The organism is Streptomyces aureoversilis, assembly GCF_042657885.1.
Lineage (GTDB): Bacteria > Actinomycetota > Actinomycetes > Streptomycetales > Streptomycetaceae > Streptomyces > Streptomyces aureoversilis.
In genome coordinates, this window is the sequence record NZ_JBHSKJ010000001.1 from 97,086 (window position 1) to 113,740 (window position 16,655).

At 75.4% G+C, this 16,655-nt stretch carries 17 protein-coding genes; 7 read left to right on the forward strand and 10 right to left on the reverse strand.

Annotated features, from left to right (window positions below; all coding sequences use genetic code 11):
* The first annotated feature begins 61 nt into the window (after positions 1-61).
* The 3 genes from ACFPP6_RS00400 to ACFPP6_RS00410 all read left to right on the forward strand — a co-directional run bounded on the left by ACFPP6_RS00400 (position 62) and on the right by ACFPP6_RS00410 (position 1,802).
* On the forward strand, positions 62-670 hold the full coding sequence (locus ACFPP6_RS00400; RefSeq protein WP_382035542.1) for a carbonic anhydrase: 609 nt from the start codon (positions 62-64) through the stop codon (positions 668-670).
* A gap of 55 nt (positions 671-725) precedes the next feature.
* Positions 726-1,199 carry a cyanase gene (gene cynS, locus ACFPP6_RS00405; RefSeq protein WP_382035545.1) on the forward strand — a complete coding sequence of 158 codons (474 nt, stop codon included), beginning with the start codon at positions 726-728 and terminating at the stop codon, positions 1,197-1,199.
* 105 nt (positions 1,200-1,304) lie between these two features.
* Entirely contained in the window at positions 1,305-1,802 is a 498-nt protein-coding gene (locus ACFPP6_RS00410) for a nucleoside deaminase (RefSeq protein WP_382035548.1), read from the forward strand.
* A 22-nt stretch (positions 1,803-1,824) separates the two neighbouring features.
* Here the strand turns inward: ACFPP6_RS00410 and ACFPP6_RS00415 are convergent, their stop codons facing one another.
* From ACFPP6_RS00415 to ACFPP6_RS00455, 9 genes are all read right to left on the reverse strand, one after another.
* Positions 1,825-3,120 (reverse strand): benzoate/H(+) symporter BenE family transporter, encoded by a 1,296-nt coding sequence (locus ACFPP6_RS00415; protein WP_382035551.1) that lies wholly within the window; start codon positions 3,118-3,120, stop codon positions 1,825-1,827.
* A gap of 78 nt (positions 3,121-3,198) precedes the next feature.
* On the reverse strand, positions 3,199-4,308 hold the full coding sequence (locus ACFPP6_RS00420; RefSeq protein ID WP_382035554.1) for a sensor histidine kinase: 1,110 nt from the start codon (positions 4,306-4,308) through the stop codon (positions 3,199-3,201).
* Positions 4,301-5,059: a response regulator transcription factor gene (locus ACFPP6_RS00425; RefSeq protein WP_382035557.1), complete on the reverse strand. Its 759-nt coding sequence runs from the start codon at positions 5,057-5,059 to the stop codon at positions 4,301-4,303. Before ACFPP6_RS00425 ends, ACFPP6_RS00420 begins: the two co-directional genes overlap by 8 nt.
* Positions 5,060-5,607: 548 nt before the next feature.
* Positions 5,608-6,264 (reverse strand): lysophospholipid acyltransferase family protein, encoded by a 657-nt coding sequence (locus ACFPP6_RS00430; RefSeq protein WP_382035559.1) that lies wholly within the window; start codon positions 6,262-6,264, stop codon positions 5,608-5,610.
* 16 nt (positions 6,265-6,280) lie between these two features.
* Positions 6,281-6,955: an AIM24 family protein gene (locus ACFPP6_RS00435; RefSeq protein WP_382035562.1), complete on the reverse strand. Its 675-nt coding sequence runs from the start codon at positions 6,953-6,955 to the stop codon at positions 6,281-6,283.
* 153 nt (positions 6,956-7,108) lie between these two features.
* On the reverse strand, positions 7,109-7,309 hold the full coding sequence (locus ACFPP6_RS00440) for a hypothetical protein (protein WP_382035565.1): 201 nt from the start codon (positions 7,307-7,309) through the stop codon (positions 7,109-7,111).
* A gap of 64 nt (positions 7,310-7,373) precedes the next feature.
* Entirely contained in the window at positions 7,374-8,078 is a 705-nt protein-coding gene (locus tag ACFPP6_RS00445; protein ID WP_382035568.1) for a CHAP domain-containing protein, read from the reverse strand.
* A 256-nt stretch (positions 8,079-8,334) separates the two neighbouring features.
* The gene (locus ACFPP6_RS00450; RefSeq protein ID WP_382035571.1) at positions 8,335-12,198 is read right to left on the reverse strand and encodes an nSTAND1 domain-containing NTPase; all 3,864 of its coding nucleotides are present in this window, start codon (positions 12,196-12,198) and stop codon (positions 8,335-8,337) included.
* Positions 12,199-12,367: 169 nt separating this feature from the next.
* Positions 12,368-12,802: a MarR family winged helix-turn-helix transcriptional regulator gene (locus ACFPP6_RS00455; protein WP_382035573.1), complete on the reverse strand. Its 435-nt coding sequence runs from the start codon at positions 12,800-12,802 to the stop codon at positions 12,368-12,370.
* A gap of 109 nt (positions 12,803-12,911) precedes the next feature.
* Between ACFPP6_RS00455 and ACFPP6_RS00460 the strand changes: the two genes are divergently transcribed.
* On the forward strand, positions 12,912-13,940 hold the full coding sequence (locus ACFPP6_RS00460) for a hypothetical protein (protein WP_382035575.1): 1,029 nt from the start codon (positions 12,912-12,914) through the stop codon (positions 13,938-13,940).
* 24 nt (positions 13,941-13,964) lie between these two features.
* Here ACFPP6_RS00460 and ACFPP6_RS00465 read toward each other — a convergent pair whose 3' ends face one another.
* The gene (locus ACFPP6_RS00465; RefSeq protein ID WP_058041646.1) at positions 13,965-14,252 is read right to left on the reverse strand and encodes a DUF1876 domain-containing protein; all 288 of its coding nucleotides are present in this window, start codon (positions 14,250-14,252) and stop codon (positions 13,965-13,967) included.
* A gap of 238 nt (positions 14,253-14,490) precedes the next feature.
* On the opposite strand from ACFPP6_RS00465, the gene ACFPP6_RS00470 reads away from it, so the two are divergent.
* From ACFPP6_RS00470 to ACFPP6_RS00480, 3 genes are all read left to right on the forward strand, one after another.
* A complete protein-coding gene (locus ACFPP6_RS00470; RefSeq protein WP_382035578.1) occupies positions 14,491-15,462 on the forward strand; it encodes an ABC transporter ATP-binding protein in 972 nt (323 codons plus the stop codon).
* Positions 15,459-16,280, forward strand: coding sequence for an ABC transporter permease subunit (locus tag ACFPP6_RS00475; RefSeq protein ID WP_382035581.1), 822 nt, complete (start codon positions 15,459-15,461; stop codon positions 16,278-16,280). Before ACFPP6_RS00470 ends, ACFPP6_RS00475 begins: the two co-directional genes overlap by 4 nt.
* Before the next feature lie 120 nt (positions 16,281-16,400).
* The gene (locus ACFPP6_RS00480; RefSeq protein WP_246430231.1) at positions 16,401-16,523 is read left to right on the forward strand and encodes a DUF6126 family protein; all 123 of its coding nucleotides are present in this window, start codon (positions 16,401-16,403) and stop codon (positions 16,521-16,523) included.
* The last annotated feature ends 132 nt before the right edge of the window (positions 16,524-16,655 follow it).

Consider the following 16,655-nt stretch of genomic DNA (forward strand, 5'->3'; position numbering starts at 1 on the left):
GTGCAGGTCATGCACAGTGGATGACGTCGGCCCCCACCGGCATCCACCAAGGGAGTGACCCATGCACCACCTTGCCCAGGGAGTCCAGCGCTTCCGGCGGAACGTCTTCCCCGCCCGCGCGGAGCTCTTCGAGCGGCTCGCCACCACGCACCGGCCCGGTGCGCTGTTCATCGGCTGCTCCGACGCCCGCGTCGTCCCCGAACTGATCACCCAGCGCGAGCCGGGCGAGCTGTTCGTCATCCGCACCGCGGGCAACCTCGTGCCCGCCCACGCACCCGGCGCCGACGCCGTGGCGGCCGGCGTCGAGTACGCCGTGGACGTCCTCGGCGTGGCCGACGTCATCGTCTGCGGGCACTCCGCCTGCGGCGCCATGACCGCCCTCGCCGAGGGCCGGGACCTCTCGGCCCTGCCCGCCCTGGCCGACTGGCTGCGGCACGCCGACGCCGCCCGCGCCAGGTGCCGCACCGCCTCCGCGGAGGACAGGGTCGACGCGATGGTGCGCGCCAACGTCCTGGCCCAGCTGGCGAACCTGGCGACGTACCCCTCCGTCGCCCGTGCCCTCGACCGCGGCGCGGTGCGCCTGCACGGCTGGGTCTTCGACATCGGCACCGGCGCCGTCGAGGAACTCGACGCGGCGAACGGCCGTTTCGCGGCCCTTCCGGCCGCCTGACGGCTATTGCCAACCCCCCCACATCACCAGTCACCTCACCAGTGAAGGAAGTCCCATGACCGTCCACGCCCAGTTCGACCCCCAGGCCCGTCAGCAGCTCGCGATCGCCGCGGTCGAGGCCAAGACCCGCAAGGACCTCACCTGGCAGGAGCTGGCCGACGCCGCAGGCCTGTCCGTCGCCTTCGTCACCGCTGCCGTCCTCGGCCAGCACGCCCTCCCGGCCGGTGCGGCCAAGGCCGTCGCCGAGCTGCTCGGCCTGGACGACGACGCCGCGATGCTGCTGCGGACCGTACCGACCCGCGGCTCCATCCCCGGCGGCATCCCGACCGACCCGACCATCTACCGCTTCTACGAGATGCTCCAGGTCTACGGCACCACCCTCAAGGCCCTGGTCCACGAGCAGTTCGGCGACGGCATCATCAGCGCGATCAACTTCAAGCTGGACGTGAAGAAGGTCGCCGACCCCGAGGGCGGCGAGCGCGCCGTGATCACGCTCGACGGCAAGTACCTGCCGACAAAGCCCTTCTGACGCACCGTCGTCGTACGTAACGCATCCGGCAGGATGCCCCGCGCCCGGCCGTCCGCCGGGCGCGGGGCCCGCCCGTACCCACCCCTCCCCAGGAGCACCCGCACCATGGACTTCGTCCGGCGCACCATCGACATCGCCCGCAAGAACGTCGAGGAGGGCGGCCGCCCCTTCGCGACCGTCATCGTCAAGGACGGCGAGATCCTCGCCGAGAGCCCCAACCTGGTCGCCCAGACCTCCGACCCGACCGCGCACGCCGAGATCCTGGCCATCCGCGAGGCCTGCACCAGGCTCGGCACCGAGCACCTGACCGGGACCACGATCTACGTGCTCGCCCACCCCTGCCCGATGTGCCTGGGCTCGCTCTACTACTGCAGCCCCGACGAGGTCGTCTTCCTCACGCGGCGCGACGACTACGAGCCCCACTACGTCGACGACCGCAAGTACTTCGAGCTGAACACCTTCTACGCGGAGTTCGCCAAGGACTGGAGCGAGCGGCGGCTGCCGATGCGCCACGAGCCCCGCGACGAGGCCACCGCCGTCTACCGGTTCTGGCAGGAGCGCAACGGCGGCGAGCGCCGCGTGGCCGGAGCCCCCACCGCCTGACGGGGGCGGCCGCGGCGGCTCCTCAGCGTGCCGCCTTCTCCTCCGCGGCGCCCACCGGCCCGGCGGGCTTCTCCACGGTCTCCGTCTCCTTGCCCGTCTCCGGCTCCCGCGCCGCCGCGGGCTCGCGGCGGCGCCCGTTCAGCACCACGGTCGCCAGCACGCCGGCCAGCAGGCCCCAGAACGTCGAGCCGATGCCGGCCAGGGTCATGCCCGACGCGGTGGCCAGGAAGGTGACGACGGCCGCCTCGCGCATGCGCGCGTCCGCGAGCGCGGCCGTGAGGGAGCCGCCGATCGTGCCGAGCAGGCCGAGCCCGGCGATGCCCATGACGAGGGCGGCGGGCATGGCGGTCAGCAGCCAGCCCACGACGCCGCCGAAGAGACCGACCGCGATGTAGAACAGGCCCGCCCACACGGAGGCCAGGTAGCGCCTGCGGGGGTCGCGGTGGGCCTCCTCGCCGGTGCAGATCGCCGCGGTGATCGCGGCCAGGTTCAGCCCGAAGCAGCCGAACGGGGCCAGCACGGCGTTGACGATCCCGGTCCAGGTGAGCAGCGGCGAGACCGGCGTGCGGTAGCCCGCGCCGCGCAGCACCGCCACCCCCGGCAGGTTCTGCGACGCCATCGTCACCACGAACAGCGGCAGGCCGACGCCGATCAGCACCTGCCAGGAGAACTCCGGGCGCACGAAGACCGGTTCGGCGAGCGCCACGTGCAGCCCCTGCAGGTGCCACGAGCCCCGGAAGGCGCTCACCACGACCCCGGTGGCCAGCGCGCCGATGACCGCGTACCGGGGCAGCCACCGCTTGCAGGCCAGGTAGACCACGAACATCGGGAACACCACGGCGAAGTCCTGCTGCATCTTCGTGAACAGCCCCGTGCCGAACTGCACGAGCACGCCCGCCAGGAGCGCCGACGCCAACGGCACCGGGATCCTGTCCATGACGCGCTCGAACCAGCCGGTCGCGCCGCTGACGATGACCAGGACCGCCGAGAGGAGGAACGCGCCGACGGCCTCGGCCATCGACACCCCGTGCAGGCCGGTCGCGAGCAGGGCCGCACCGGGCGTGGACCAGGCCGTGACCACCGGCGCCCGGTGGCGCAGCGACAGCCCCGCGCAGGTGACCCCCATGCCGATGCCCAGGGCGAACATCCAGGACGTGAGCTGAGCCGGGGTGGCCCCGGCCGCTTCCGCCGCGGTGACGACGATGGCCACGGAGCTGGTGATGCCGATGAGCACGGCGAGGGAGCCCGCCGTGACCGCGTCGGCGGGTGCTGCGGAGCGTACGCGCTGCGCGAGCCGGGTCATTCGAGGCGTGGGCACCCGTGCGAGTCCACTACACGAGTTGATCTTCGTCAACCGACTTGCGGACGCCCGGCGGTGGGGCGGCCGGTGCCCCGGCTAGCGCGCCACCGGCAGGACCACCTCGAAGCGGCAGCCGCCGGGCACGTTGTGCACGGCCGCGCGGCCCGCGTGCGCCTCGACGATGCCGCGGACGATGGCCAGGCCCAGTCCCGCGCCGCCCGGGGGCGTACGGGCCTCGGTGCCGCGCCAGCCCGTGTCGAAGACCCGCGGGAGGTCCTCCTCCGGGATGCCGCCGCAGCCGTCCGTCACCGACAGCACCACCGTGTCCGCCTCCCGGTGCGCGGCGACCGCGACCGTGCCGTCGGCGGGAGTGCGGCGGATGGCGTTGACGAGGAGGTTGCCCAGGACGCGGGTCATCTCCTTGCCGTCGACCTCGACCGGCACCGCCTCGACGCCGTCCCCGGTCAGCCGGACGCCGTGCTCGCGGGCCAGGGGCCCCGCCCCGGCGAGGGCGTCGTCCACCAGGTCGTACACCGACATCCGGCTCGGGTGCAGCGGCAGCGCGCCCGCGTGGATGCGGGAGAGCTCGAAGAGGTCGCCGACCATGGCGTCGAGGCGCTCCACCTCCGTGCGCATCCGGCGCAGGTAGCGCGGCGGGTCCTCCGCCACGCCGTCCTCCAGGGCCTCGGACATCGCCCGCAGCCCGGCCAGCGGGGTCCGCAGGTCGTGCGAGATCCAGGCCACCAGCTCGCGCCGCGAGGTCTCCAGCGCCTGCTCCCGCTCCCGCGAGCGCGCGAGCTTCCCGCTCGTCGCCGCCAGCTCGCGCCCGAGCGCGGCGAGCTCGGCCGTGGCGCCGCCGCCCGGGGCCGCGAAGCTGCCCTCGTCGCCGAAGGAACGCGCGGCGCGCGTCAGGGCGTTGCTGCGCGCCACCACCCAGCGGCCCAGCAGCAGGGCGGTGGCGAGGGAGACCACGGCGGCCGTCGCGCAGACCGTCGTGACGACGGTCAGGTCGTGCGAGGAGAGGAACATCGCCCGGGCCACGGCGAGCGTCCCGGCCAGCATCGCGACGACGGAGACGACGGCCACCACCGTGAGGGAGACCGCCACCGAGCGGTGGCGCAGGGCCCGCAGGGCGAGCGCGCCCAGCAGCCCGGCCGCCGCCGCGCCGAGGAACGAGTAGAGGGCGATCAGCAGGAGGTCACGCACGGCCGGCCCCTTCGCTGCGGGCGTCCGGCCCGTCCGGAGGCCGCACGCCGTCCGCCTCGAAGCGGTAGCCGACGCCCCAGACGGTCCGGATCAGCCGCGGCCGGGCCGGGTCGTCCTCGATCTTGCCGCGCAGCCGGCGCACGTGCACGGTCACCGTCGACAGGTCGCCGAACTCCCAGCCCCACACCTCGTTCATCAGCTCCTCCCGGGAGCACGCCCGGCCCGGGTGGCGCAGCAGGAAGGACAGCAGGTCGAACTCGCGCAGGGTGAGGGCGAGCTCGGCGCCGTCCTTGGTGGCGCGCCGGGCGGCCGGGTCGAGCACGAGGCCGCCCGCCCGCAGCAGGGGTGCCGGACGGGGGCTCGCGGAGCGCGCGTGCGCGCGGCGCAGGACGGACCCGACGCGCAGCACCAGCTCCCGGGGGCTGAACGGCTTGGTGACGTAGTCGTCCGCGCCCACCTCCAGGCCCAGGATCCGGTCCTCCTCGTCGCCGCGCGCGGTGAGCATGATCACCGGGACCGGGCCGGCCGCGCGGAGCCGGCGGCACACCTCCAGCCCGTCCATGCCCGGGAGCATCAGGTCGAGGACGACGAGGTCGGGCCGGACCGCCGCGGCCAGCTCCAGCGCGCGGGGGCCGTCGGCGGCCCGGTCGACGGTGAAGCCGGCGCGGCCGAGGTAGCCGGCGACGACTTCGGCGACGGTCGGGTCGTCGTCCACGACGAGGACGCGGGAAGGCTGCGGTGTCTGCTGCATGCCGCAAGCCTCGCACCGCCCGGCGCGCGGCGCCTCGCGGGTCCGTGCCACCGGAGGCCGCGCCCCCGCTCATCGCGCTTATCACACTTCGAGCACGGTGTCTGGTGCCTTCGGCCCGGTTGGCCGATGGTGAAGGCAACTACGGCTGGTCCACCGGCATTTGACGCTGCCCGGCGAGCGCCGCAGGCAGGAAGGGGGGTCATGAACTGTCCCGAATGTGGCGCGTCGACCATCAACGGTCCTGACGGGAAGTCCTCGTGCTCACAGTGTTCATGGCAGTCTGGGTGACATGGAAGAGCAGGCATGGCGCTCACACGCCGCACCCGGCGAGCCCTACTACACCACCAACACCTGTAGCGGCTGCGGATCCGTCGTCCTGGGGGTACACGGCAGGTGGACGTGTGCCTCGTGCGGGACCTGCAGCCCGTACCAGGAACCTCCCGAGGGCTGGGCCTCGGAGATCGTTCCGGAAGGGAAGGGCGGCAACGGCGGGGCCTGCGACGATCCCCAGGCCAGACGGTAAGGCGCGAAAGGCGGGCCCGGCGGCTTCAGGCCGCCGGGCCCGCCGGTTCTCCCAGGCGTGCGGCCGCCGTGCGCCAGGCGCCGGTCACCGCTTCGTGGGCGCGCGCCGTGGCCGCCGCCCGGTCGCCGGTCAGCCGGAGCGGGGCGCCGATGTGGACGTGCAGCGGCGGCCGGCGCACGGGCGCGGTGAGCACACCCGCGAGCTGCCGGGTCCGGCTGCCGGAGCAGATGCGGCGCGCTCCCGCCTGCCCCAGGGGCACGACGGGGGCCCCGGTGGCGAGGGCGAGGTGGGCGAGCCCGCCGCGGAAGGGGCGGGGCGCTGCCTCGCCGGAGTCCCCGCGGCGGGGTATGGCGCCCTCGCCGTAGATGAGCACGGTCCGGCCGCTCGCGAGCGCGGCCCCGGCCCCGTCGAGGGCCCGGACCGCCCGCGGGTCGCCGCGGTGGACGGGGACGTACCCCTCCCGGGTGAGCAGCCGTCCGAGCAGCGGGATCCGCCACAGGCCGGCGGCGGCCAGGGCGACGGGGGAGACTCCGAGCCGGTGGAGGGCGGCGAGCACGACGGCGGGGTCGGCCAGCGAGGTGTGGTTCGCCGCGACGATGCTGCCGGGCGCGGGCCCGGCACCGGCCGCGTCGTCGGTCGTCACCGTCAGCCGCCCGGCCGCGGGCAGCACGGCGGAGGCCATGCGACCGAGCACCGGGTCAGCCGTTCTGCTGCTGCGGCTTGGCCTCGCTCGGCCGGACGATCACGAAGCCCTCTCCCTCCAGCTTGAGCTGGACGGCCTCGCCGGAGCCGCCGCGCAGCATGGAGCCGAGGCTCTGGGAGCGGTGCAGCGAGGTGCGCAGGGAGGCGGACCAGCCGACGACCGCGTCGGTGTCCACGTGGACCGGGGCCTGGGCGGAGACGGGGATGACGATGGGGTTGCCCTCGCATATCACGCCGAGCTTCCCGTGGCCGCTGAAGACGGAGTTGAAGAGCCCGCCGCCCGTCATGCCCGCCCCCTTCACGGTCTGGATCTCGTAGGAGAGGGTCGGGTCGAAGCACAGGACGTTGCGGCCGTTGACGGTGAGGCTCTCGCCGGGGGCGATGTCGACGATGAAGCAGTTGGCGGCCTCGTGCGCGAACCACACCTCGCCGCGGCCCCGCACGGCCATCAGCGCCAGGCCCTCGCCGGTGACGGCGCGCTTGAGGAACTTGCCCACGCCCTGGCCGAGCTTCTCGAACTGCAGCTCGCCGCGGAAGGCGACCATGGACCCCTGGCGCGCGTAGCACTCGCCGTCGACGGCGTAGACGATGGACTTGGCGTTGTGGACGGCCATGCCGGGCGCGGCGGCGGGCTTGGCCATGTTCTGCTGGGCGAAGAGGTCACTGTGCATGATGCGCATGATCACCCATTTGGCGGACGGGCGGCAACGGCGCGAGCCGGGGCGGTCGCGGCGCGCCGGGCTCCCGGCCGGGCGTGCGGAGGCAGGGCCGCCCGCGGGACGGCGGCCCTGCTGCGCGCAGCCGGTGGAGCGCGACCGGCCGTGTCACCGGTGGGGGCAGGCCCCGGCCTGGAAGGCCCGGCACGGGTCGGCCGCGTCCGTGCCGCCGGTGGCGGTGGTGGTCGCCGTGACGGTGACGGTCGTCGTGGCCGTGGTGGCGACGGCTCCGCCGGCGAGGGTGAGCGCGGCCAGGAGCAGCCCACCGGCGGTGCGGAGGCGGGCGAGGGGGGAGGAACGGGTTTCCATGGGAGCGTCCTTCCGGGGGCGGTGAGGGTGAAGGGGGAGGGGAGACGGGGCGGGGGGTGCAGGGTCAGAACCGGGAGGCGAAGCCTTGGATGACCTTGGTCCTGTCCTTCAGCACGGGGCCGGCGCCGGTCCACTCGTAGCGCTGCCGGGCGATGCTGTCGTTGTGGTGGCCGGTGTTGCCCTCGACGGTCGTGACCCGGGTGCCGGAGACGCCGACCACGACGGCGACGTGCCCCGCGTGGTTCCGCCCGGCCCACATCAGGACGTCGCCGGGCTGTGGCAGCCGGTCGGCCGCGTACGGGTGCCACCGGTCGCCGGTGCCGCTGCGCCAGGCCCGGCTGCTGCCGGGGTCGGCGGGCACGCCGCGGTTCGCCCACATCCGGGCGACGAAGAAGCCGCACCACTGACGGTGGTTCGGGTTCCTGGCGAAGTCGTTGTACTCGTTCATGTTGGCGTTGCTGTTGCCCTTGCCGAGGTAGTTGGTGTCCCGGTCCGGGTGGCCCGGCCGGCTCAGGTACACGGGCCCGCCGCGCTCCAGGCGGAAGCGTTTGGGGGTGGTCAGGGCGCTGAGGGCGCGGTCGACGATCTTCTGCCGCTCGGCCGTCCCGGCGCCGTCCGGCCCCGGTGTGGCCCATGCGGCCGGGGCCATGGTGACGGCGGTGGGTGCGCCCTCGGCGAGGGCGGCCGTGGCACCCGTGAGGGTGAGGGCCAGGAGCACGACGGCGGTGGGAAGGACGAGGCTGCGGTTGCGGAGGCGACGGCTGTTCACGGGGGCTCCTTGTCTCGGCTGAGGCCGTATCACCGGGGGGTGGTTTCACCCCTGTTGTCCCGGTACTTCGAGTCTCGGAGCGGGGCAGCGGTGCGGAACAGGGGTTTCCTGTTGCCTCGGCGGACAAGGCGGCGGGCAACCGCGTCCCACCGGCGGTGATGCGCATGTGGGTGAAGTGCCGCCGGTGGAAGGGGAAAGCGGGCGCTCAGGAGCGGCCGGGGATCAAGAGCGGCCGGGTATCAGGAACGGCCGGCGATCAGGGGCAGCCCGGCGCGTACGGCACGTCCGGCAGCAGGCGCTCCCACAGCGGCCGGTCCGTGGCGCTGCCCAGCGCCCTGCAGGTGCGGGCGAGGACCTCCGGCACGTCCAGGTTCCACCAGCGCACCGTCCCGTCCTCCGCCACCGACACCACCGGGCCGTCGTCGCCGAGGAAGGCCGCGGCCCGGACCCGGCCGGTGTGGCCGGTCAGGGTCAGCAGCAGGCGGCCGTCGCGCGGGTCCCAGATCCGTACGGTGTTGTCGCGGCCGGTGGTCACCAGCCGGGTGCCGGCGGGGTTGAAGGCCGCGGACGTGACGGGGCCGGTGTGCCCGGCCAGGGTGCGCAGGCTCGTGCGGCCCTCGGGGTCCCAGAGCTTGACGGTGTGGTCGCGGCTCGCCGTGGCGAGGACGCCCTCGCGGCTGAGGGCCAGTCCGAAGACGGTGTCCTCGTGTTCCGTCAGGCTGCGCAGCGCACGGCCGTCGGAGTAGCGCCAGATGCGGACGGTGTTGTCGAGGCTGCCGGTGGCGAGGGTGTCCCGGCCGAGGAAGAGCACGCGGTAGACGCCGTCGTCGTGGCCCAGCAGCGTCCGCTCCGTGACGGCGGTGCCCCCCGCGAGCCGCCACAGCTTCGCGCTGTGGTCCTCGGAGGCGGTGGCGAGCGCTCCGGCGTCGCCGGGGCGGAAGGCGAGCGAGGTGAGCGCCCGGCCGTGTGCCCGCCAGCGGTGGAGCGGGCGGCTGAGGTCCGCGGTGCGCCAGACGGCGGCGGTGCCGTGTTCGTCGCCCGTGGCGACCAGCGACCCGTCGTGGCTGAACGCCACCGCGCGCACGGGCTCCTTCCCGGCCCGCACCGTGCGCAGGCCGCGGTCCGCGGTGCGCAGCAGGCGCAGCGTGCCGTCCCGCCCCGCGACGGCGAGGAGGGAGCGGTCGGGGCTGAGGGCCCCGTCCTGCCAGGCCGAGCCCGGCAGCGGGGTGGTGACGGCGGCCTGCGGGGTCCACAGGCGCACCGAGCCGTCCTCCCCGGACGTCGCGAGCGTGCGGCCGTCGGGGGAGTAGGCGACGGCGTAGACGGGGCCGATGTGGCTGGCGAGTTGCGTGATGCGGCGGTGCTCCGCGACGTCCCAGATGCCGGCGGTGTCGTCCTGGCTGGCCGCGGCGAGCCGGGTGCCGTCGGGGGAGAAGGCCACGCCGAAGACGGAGTCGGAGGGCCCTTCGAGGGCGGCCTCGCGCTCGCCGGTGCGGGTGTCCCACAGGCCGATGCGGTTGAGCCACTCGCCGGTGGCCAGGCGGCGGCCGTCCGGCGAGAAGGCGAGGGCCCGGACGCGGCCGAAGTCCCGGCTGCCGATGACCCTCGACCGCCCGCTGTCCACGTCGAGGACCCACACCCGCCCGTCGAATCCGGCGGCCGCGACCTGGCCGCCGTCCGGGCTGACGGCGGCCGCGTACAGCCATCCCAGCCCGGCGTCCCGGACCTCGGTGCGGGCCGCGCCGCCGCCCAGGCGCGTCAGGCGCACCGTGCCGTCCTCGCCCGCCGTCACCAGCAGGTCCCCGCGGTCCGACAGGGCCGCTCCCCGGACGGGCCCGCGGTGCCTGCTCCGCGCAGGCAGCGCCACGGCCCGCCCGCCCGTGCCCTCCCGCACGGTGACGACGCCCGCCTCGTCCCCCCAGGCGGCCAGGTTCCGCTGCCGCGCCGCGGCCAGCGCGCGCACCGCCGCCCCGCTCCGCGCCGCCCCCACCTGCCGGCGCGTCCGCACGTCCCACTCCCGGACGGTGGCGTCGGCCCCCGCCGACAGCAGCCGCTTCCCGCCCGGCAGCCAGGCCACGGCGTGGGCGCGCTTGCGGTGCCCGGCCAGCCGCCCGGCGTACGGCTGCGCCTGCGTGCTCAGCACGGCACTGGCCGCGGCCGGGGTGTGGGCGTCGCGCCAGGCTCCGGTCGCCAGCAGCATCGCCACCTCGGGCCGGGGCGCGCCGCCCGAGACGGCGCGGAAGGCCAGCTCCTCCGAGCGCGCCGCGTGCCGCTCGGCCTCCGCCCGCATCCCCTGGTGCACCGCCGCCACGCCGCCGGCCAGCGCCAGGACGAGGAGGACGGCCATGGACACCAGCAGCCGGTACAGCCGCCGGGCCCGTCGCCGCTCCGTCTCCTGCTCGGCGGCGGCCAGGGCCGTCGCCGCATCCAGGAACGCCCGCTCTACCCCGCCCACCGCGGCCAGGGGATGGCTCGCGGTCTCGTGCGCGGCGGCCAGCCTGCTGCCCCGCGGCAGCAGCGCGGGGTCGCGCCCCTCGGCCTCCCACTGCCCGGCCGCGGCGCTCAACTGCTGCCAGCCGTGCAGCGCCGCCGCGTCCGCCTCGATCCACCTGTGCAGCCGAGGCCACGCCCGCAGCACGGCCTCGTGGGCCAGCGTGACCTGGTCGGCGTCGACGGTGAGCAGGCGCGCCCGCGTGAAGGCCTCCACCACCTCCGGCGCCGCCCCGGCCTGTGCCCCGAGGTCCTGCGACAGCCGCTCGCGCGACACCCGCCGGCGCGCAGACCGCCCGTCCTGGTCCACCCGGACCAGCTGCAGCAGGACCGCCCGGGCGGCTTCCCGGCAGCCGGGCGACAGGCGCCCGTACGCCCGCTCCGCCGTCGCCGCGACCGCCCCCGCGATCCCGCCCGCCTGCTGGTATCCCGCCACGGTCAGGAGCCGGCCGCTGCGCCGCTGCCAGGTCGCCAGCAGGGCGTGGGAGAGCAGCGGCAGCGCACCGGGCTCGTACCCGCCGCCCTCCCGGTCCCCGCCGTCGTCCCCGGCGCCCAGGTCGCGCAGGATCAGCTCGGCCAGGCCCGGCTCCAGCTCCAGGCCCACCGCGTGGGCGGGCCGCACCACGGCGTCGCGCAGCTCCTGCGCCCGCAGGGGCTCCAGGGGGAGCTGGCCCGAGCGCAGCGCCGCCGCCAGCTCGGGGAACGCCAGGCACCTGCCGTAGAAGTCGGCCCGCATGCCCAGCACCACCAGCGCCGCGGAGCCCTCCCGGCCGTCGGCGGGCGCGGGGCCCGTGGCCATGGCGTGCAGCGCGCGGACGAAATCGGCGCGCTGCCGGGCGTCCGGGCACAGCGTGAAGACCTCCTCGAACTGGTCGACGACGAGCACCACCCGGGCCGGCTCCGCCCCCTCCGCGCCCGCCGCTCCCGCTCTCCCGGCGCCCCGCGGACGGCGGTTCAGCGCGGCGTGGACGGCGCGGGCCAGCGCCCCCGCCCCGCCGCGGGCCAGCGCCCTGGTCAGATGGTCGGGATCCGCCGCGGCGGCCTCCGCCACCCGGCCCAGCAGCTCGTCGAGGGGGCGTTCGCCGGGGCGCATCGTGACCACGGGCCAGCGGTTCGACCCGGGCACGGGCAGGACGCCCCGGCGCAGCTCGGGCACCAGCCCGGCGTGCAGCAGCGACGTCTTGCCGGTGCCCGACGCGGCGACCACGGCGGTGGGCCCGGAGCCGTCCAGCCGCTCGGTCAGCTGACGGACGAGGGCGGCCGTCGCCCGGTCCCGGCCGAAGAACCAGCTCGCGTCCGCGGCGTCGAACGCCGCCAGGCCCCGGTACGGGCACACCTCCAGCAGCCCGTTGCGCGCGGAGCGCCGCCCCTCGGCCGGCTCCGGCACGAGCCCGGACAGCACCCCGCCGGCGCCGAGGGCCTCTTCGCACCGCCGGGCCACCTCGGGCGTCATCGGCTTCTCGCCGGTCTCGACCCGGCTCAGATAGCCCTTGGTGTAGTGGACGGCACGGGACAGCCCGGCCAGGGACATGCCCCGCTCCTGCCGCAGCCGGCGCAGCTCCTCTCCCGGCGACGCGGCCACGGACGGCGGGGGGCCGCCCCGGTCACGGTCGTCTCCGCGTGGCTGCACGGTCCCCACACCCTTCCGTCCGGGCCTGCCGGCAGGCCGTATCCGTCAGGCCTGCATAACGGCTCCGGGGAGGGCGACTCACCCGCAATGGCGGCAAAACAGCCCATCGAGTGACCAACCACCCCGGATTCGGGGAGTGGGCGCGGTGTCCCGGCCGGGGTGCGGCGCCTCAGTCGAGCGGTCGCGCCGAGGCGTTGTAGCGCAGCAGATAGCCGGCGAAGCGGTCCAGGTCGGCCGCGTCCCAGTCGGCGAGGCGCTCCCGGAAGGCCGCCCGGCGGTTGGCGGTGACCTGCGCGAGGGTCCCGGCGCCGCGGGGGGTCAGGTGCAGCACCTGGGCGCGCTGGTCCTCGGGGGCGGGCCGGCGCTCCACGAAGCCCAGCCGCTCCAGGGCCGCGATCTGCCGGCTGACCGTGGACTTGTCCAGCAGGTAGTGCGCGGCCAGGTCCGTGGCGCGGCAGCCGCCGCGGTCCTCCAGGTGGGCGAGGAGGGTGAAGGAGACCAGGGAGAGCTCGGGGTGCATGCGGGCCGCCGCGGCCCGGGCGCGGCGGGCGAAGGCGGTCAGCTCGCGCTGGATGGTCTCCACGGAGGCGTCACGATCGGGCACGGCGGGCTTCCTTTCGAGGTCTGGTTGTATAGTACAACTTAAAGGGAAAGTTGTATAAGCCAACCAATTACCAGCCTGTTGCCAACCGATTTGGCCGAGGAAGGACACGATGGGACCCGCCACCCGCGGCGCGCTGCGCCACGTACTGAGCCACCTGCTCACCCCCTTGCTGATGTGCATCGGAATGGGCCTCGCCTACCTGGGCGCGTTCGCGCAGCCCACCCCCCACGAACTGCCCGTCGCCGTCGTGGAGTCCGGCCCGGGCGCGGGGACCCTGGCGCGGGGGATCGCCGACAAGGCGGGGGACCGGCTCGCCGTCCGCACCGTCGCCGACCGCGACGAGGCCGTCCGCGCGCTCCGCCACCGCGACGTCTCCGGCGCGTACATACCGGACCGGCACGCGCCCGAACTGCTCGTCGCCTCCGCCGGGTCCGACACCACCGCCATGGCCGTGCAGAAGGTCTTCGCGCCCGTCGCCGCCCGCACCGGCGCCCCCCTGAAGGTCACGGACGTCGCGCCGCCCGCCGAGGGCGACCCGACCGGCCAGGGCATCTTCTTCCTGCTGGTCGCGGTCAGCATCGGCTCGTACGCCTCCGTAGCCGTGCTGGGTGCCGCGGGCGGCACCCTGCCCATGAGGCTGCGCGCCGCGCTGGCGGTGGCGACCTCGTTCGTGGTCGGCCTGATCGGCGCCGCGCTGGCCGGGCCCGTCTTCCACCTCGTCGACCACGGCCTGTGGGGGCTGTGGGGGATGGCCTGGGCCTACTCGGCGGGCATCCTGCTCGTCGGCGTCGGGCTGCACACCTTCCTCAAGCGCTGGACGACGCTGGGCATGATGGTGCTGTTCGTGATGCTCAACTTCACCAGCGCGGGCGGCGTGTACCGGCCCGAGCTGCAGAACGGCTTCTTCGCCGCGCTGCACTCCTTCTGGAACGGCGCCGGCTTCGTCGAGGGCACGCGCAGCCTCGTCTACTTCGACAGCACCGGGCTCGGCCGCCACGTCGCGACGCTGGCGCTGTGGCTGCTCCTGGGCGCCGTCGTGACCGCCGTCGCGTGGGCCGTCGAGGCGCGCAGGACCCGCCCGGCCGCCGGGACCGGGCCCGCGGCCGAGGAGGAGATGGAGGAGACGGTCGGGGTCTGACCCCGGCGGGCCCGCCTCACGGCCTCACAGCGGCCACCCGTACATCGGCGACCGCCGGGGCTCGGGGGCGGCGCCCACCGCGGCGACGTCGTGCTCCGCGGCGTGCAGGAGCTGCTCGCCCAGGTCGCGCAGGGCCCGGCCGGCCGCGAACTCGTCCCCGATCGCCGGGATGTCCTTGTCGCCCGGCGCGCACGTGGCCGTCCCGCTGCCCGTGACGGTCGTCGCCCCGGTGTCGAGCGTGGCGCGGGCCCTCGTCCTCCCGTCCTCCTCGACCAGGTCGAGGTGGACGTTCCATTCGGCTGTGTGCGGCATCGTCGGCTCCTCTGCGCTCGGCCCCTCCGCCCGCCTCTCCCCCGGTCTCCCTCCGGTCTCCTTCCAGCTTCGCCCATGCGCCGCCGTCCGGCACGGGGCCGGGCCGTCAGCACCCCGCGCCCGGCGGCCCGGCCTCCGGCCACGGCCCGCCGGCTCTTCCGGAGCCGTGGCGGCCCGGCACCGGCTGACCGAAGCTGGGAAGGAGGGAGACCCGCCGGCGACCGTCCGGGAGGCGGCCTTGGCTGAGCGCACGCGCAACGTCATCGACATCGTCTCGCTGACCAAGCGCTACGGCCGCACGACCGGCGTCGAGGGACTCGACATCGGCGTCGGCGAGGGCGAGGTCTTCGGCTTCCTCGGGCCCAACGGGGCGGGCAAGACCACCACGATGCGCTGCCTCGTGGGGCTGCTGCGCCCCACCGAGGGCCGGGTCCGGGTGCTCGGCCGCGACCCCTTCGCCGACCATCTGAGGCTCGCCCCGTTCCTCGGCTACCTCCCCGGGGAACTGCGGCTCTACCCCGAGCTCACCGGCCGCGAGACGCTGCGGCTGCTGGCGGCGCTGCAGGGTGCCCCCGCCCGCCTCCAGGACGAGCTCTGCGCGCGCCTGGGCCTCTCCGGCCCGGACCTGGACCGCCCCGTGCGCGCCTACTCGCGCGGCATGAAGCAGAAGCTGGGCCTGGTCCAGGCCCTGCAGCACGAGCCCGAGCTGGTGATCCTCGACGAGCCCACCGAAGGGCTCGACCCCCTCGTCCAGGAGACCTTCTACGCCCTGCTGGCGGAGGTCCGCGCGGCCGGGCGCACCGTACTGCTCTCCAGCCACGTGCTGCCGGAGGTCCAGCGGACGTGCGAGCGGGTGGCCATCGTCCGGGCCGGCCGGCTGGTGACCGTCGGGGCGGTCGCCGCCCTGCGCGAGGCCCGGGCCCGCAAGGTGCGCCTGGCCTTCGCCGACGGCCTCGGCCGGCGGCCGCTCGGCGCCGCCGACCGCTGGTCGCCCGACTGGCACGGCGACCAGGCCGTGCTGATGATCCCGCCGGACCGGACGGTCGCCGTCCTGCGGGAGCTGCTGGCGCTGCCGGTGCGCGACCTCACGGTCGAGGAGGCCGGGCTGGACGAGGCGTTCCTCGACCTCTACCGGAACCACGGCGGCGGCCGGGACGACCGCGACGGGCGGGACGTCCGGGGCGATCCGGGTCAGGGGAAGCCCCCATGACCGGCGGCTTCCCCCTGCTGCGGCTGGCCCTGCACCGCCGCCGCCGGATGATCACCGCCCTGGCCGTGGGCATCGCCGCCTTCGAGACCCTCATCGTGGTGATCACGACGACCGTCACGCCGGATCAGATCTTCGGCGCGAGCGGGCGGAAGCTCCCGGACGCCTTCAAGGCGTTCAGCGGATCGAACGGCGACGTGTCGATCGCGAGCTACCCCGGCCTGCTGGGCGCCGGGCTCACCCACCCCTTCTGGATCGCCATGCAGCTGACCGCCGTCGGCTCGCTGGCCGCCGCCGCGGTCGCCGCGGACGTGGAGGCGGGCACCATCGAGCTGCTGATGGTCCGCCCCGTCTCGCGGGCGCGGCTGCTGGCCGAGCGGACCGCCGCGCTCGTCCTCGTCTCGCTGCTGCTCAACGCGGCAGCGACCCTCGCCGTGTCCGCCGGCGTGGCGCTCCTGCCCGACCTGAGCGACGCCGTCCCCCAGAGCGGCGTCTACGCGGCCGGGCTGCTGGGCTTCGGCTTCGCCCTGTGCCTGACGGGCCCCGCCCTGGCCGTCTCGGCGGCGGGCCGGAGCAGGACGCGCGTCATGGGGGTGACGATCGCCCTCGGCGCGGTCGGCTTCGCGGTCAACTTCGTCGCCATGGCCTGGTCGAAGGCCGCGCCGCTGCGCTTCGTCAGCCCCTTCCACTACTACACGCCGGGCGACGCCCTGGCCCACGGCACCGTGCCCTGGGGACAGTTCGGCGTCCTCGCCGGCGTCGGCGCCGCGGGCGTCCTCCTGGCGTTCGGCCTCGTCGCCCGCCGCGACCTCGCCCCCTGAGGCGCTCCGCGCTCCCGCGTGCCGTACGCCCCGATCACCCTCCGTGAAGCGATGGCCGCGTCCGAGGAGTAGACTCGCGCCGGTACGGCGGCGATCGGTCACACCAGAAGGAGGCCCGTCATGAGCGAGAAGCGGGCGGAGCGGCAAGTCGCCTTCCGGGTCCTGGTCTACGTTTTCGTCACCCACCTCTTCGCCGGTTTCATCTGGCTGCTGTTCTACCTCGGCGGCCACGCCGACAAGTGACGGCCGGGGCCGCCCGCGCCCCCGTCCTCAGCCGGCCACCGGCACCGCCTGCCCCGTCACCCGCACCCGCGCGTCCGCCGGGCCGCGCCGGCCGGGCCCCCGTTCCCCGACGTGCCCGTCCAGGTGGCACGG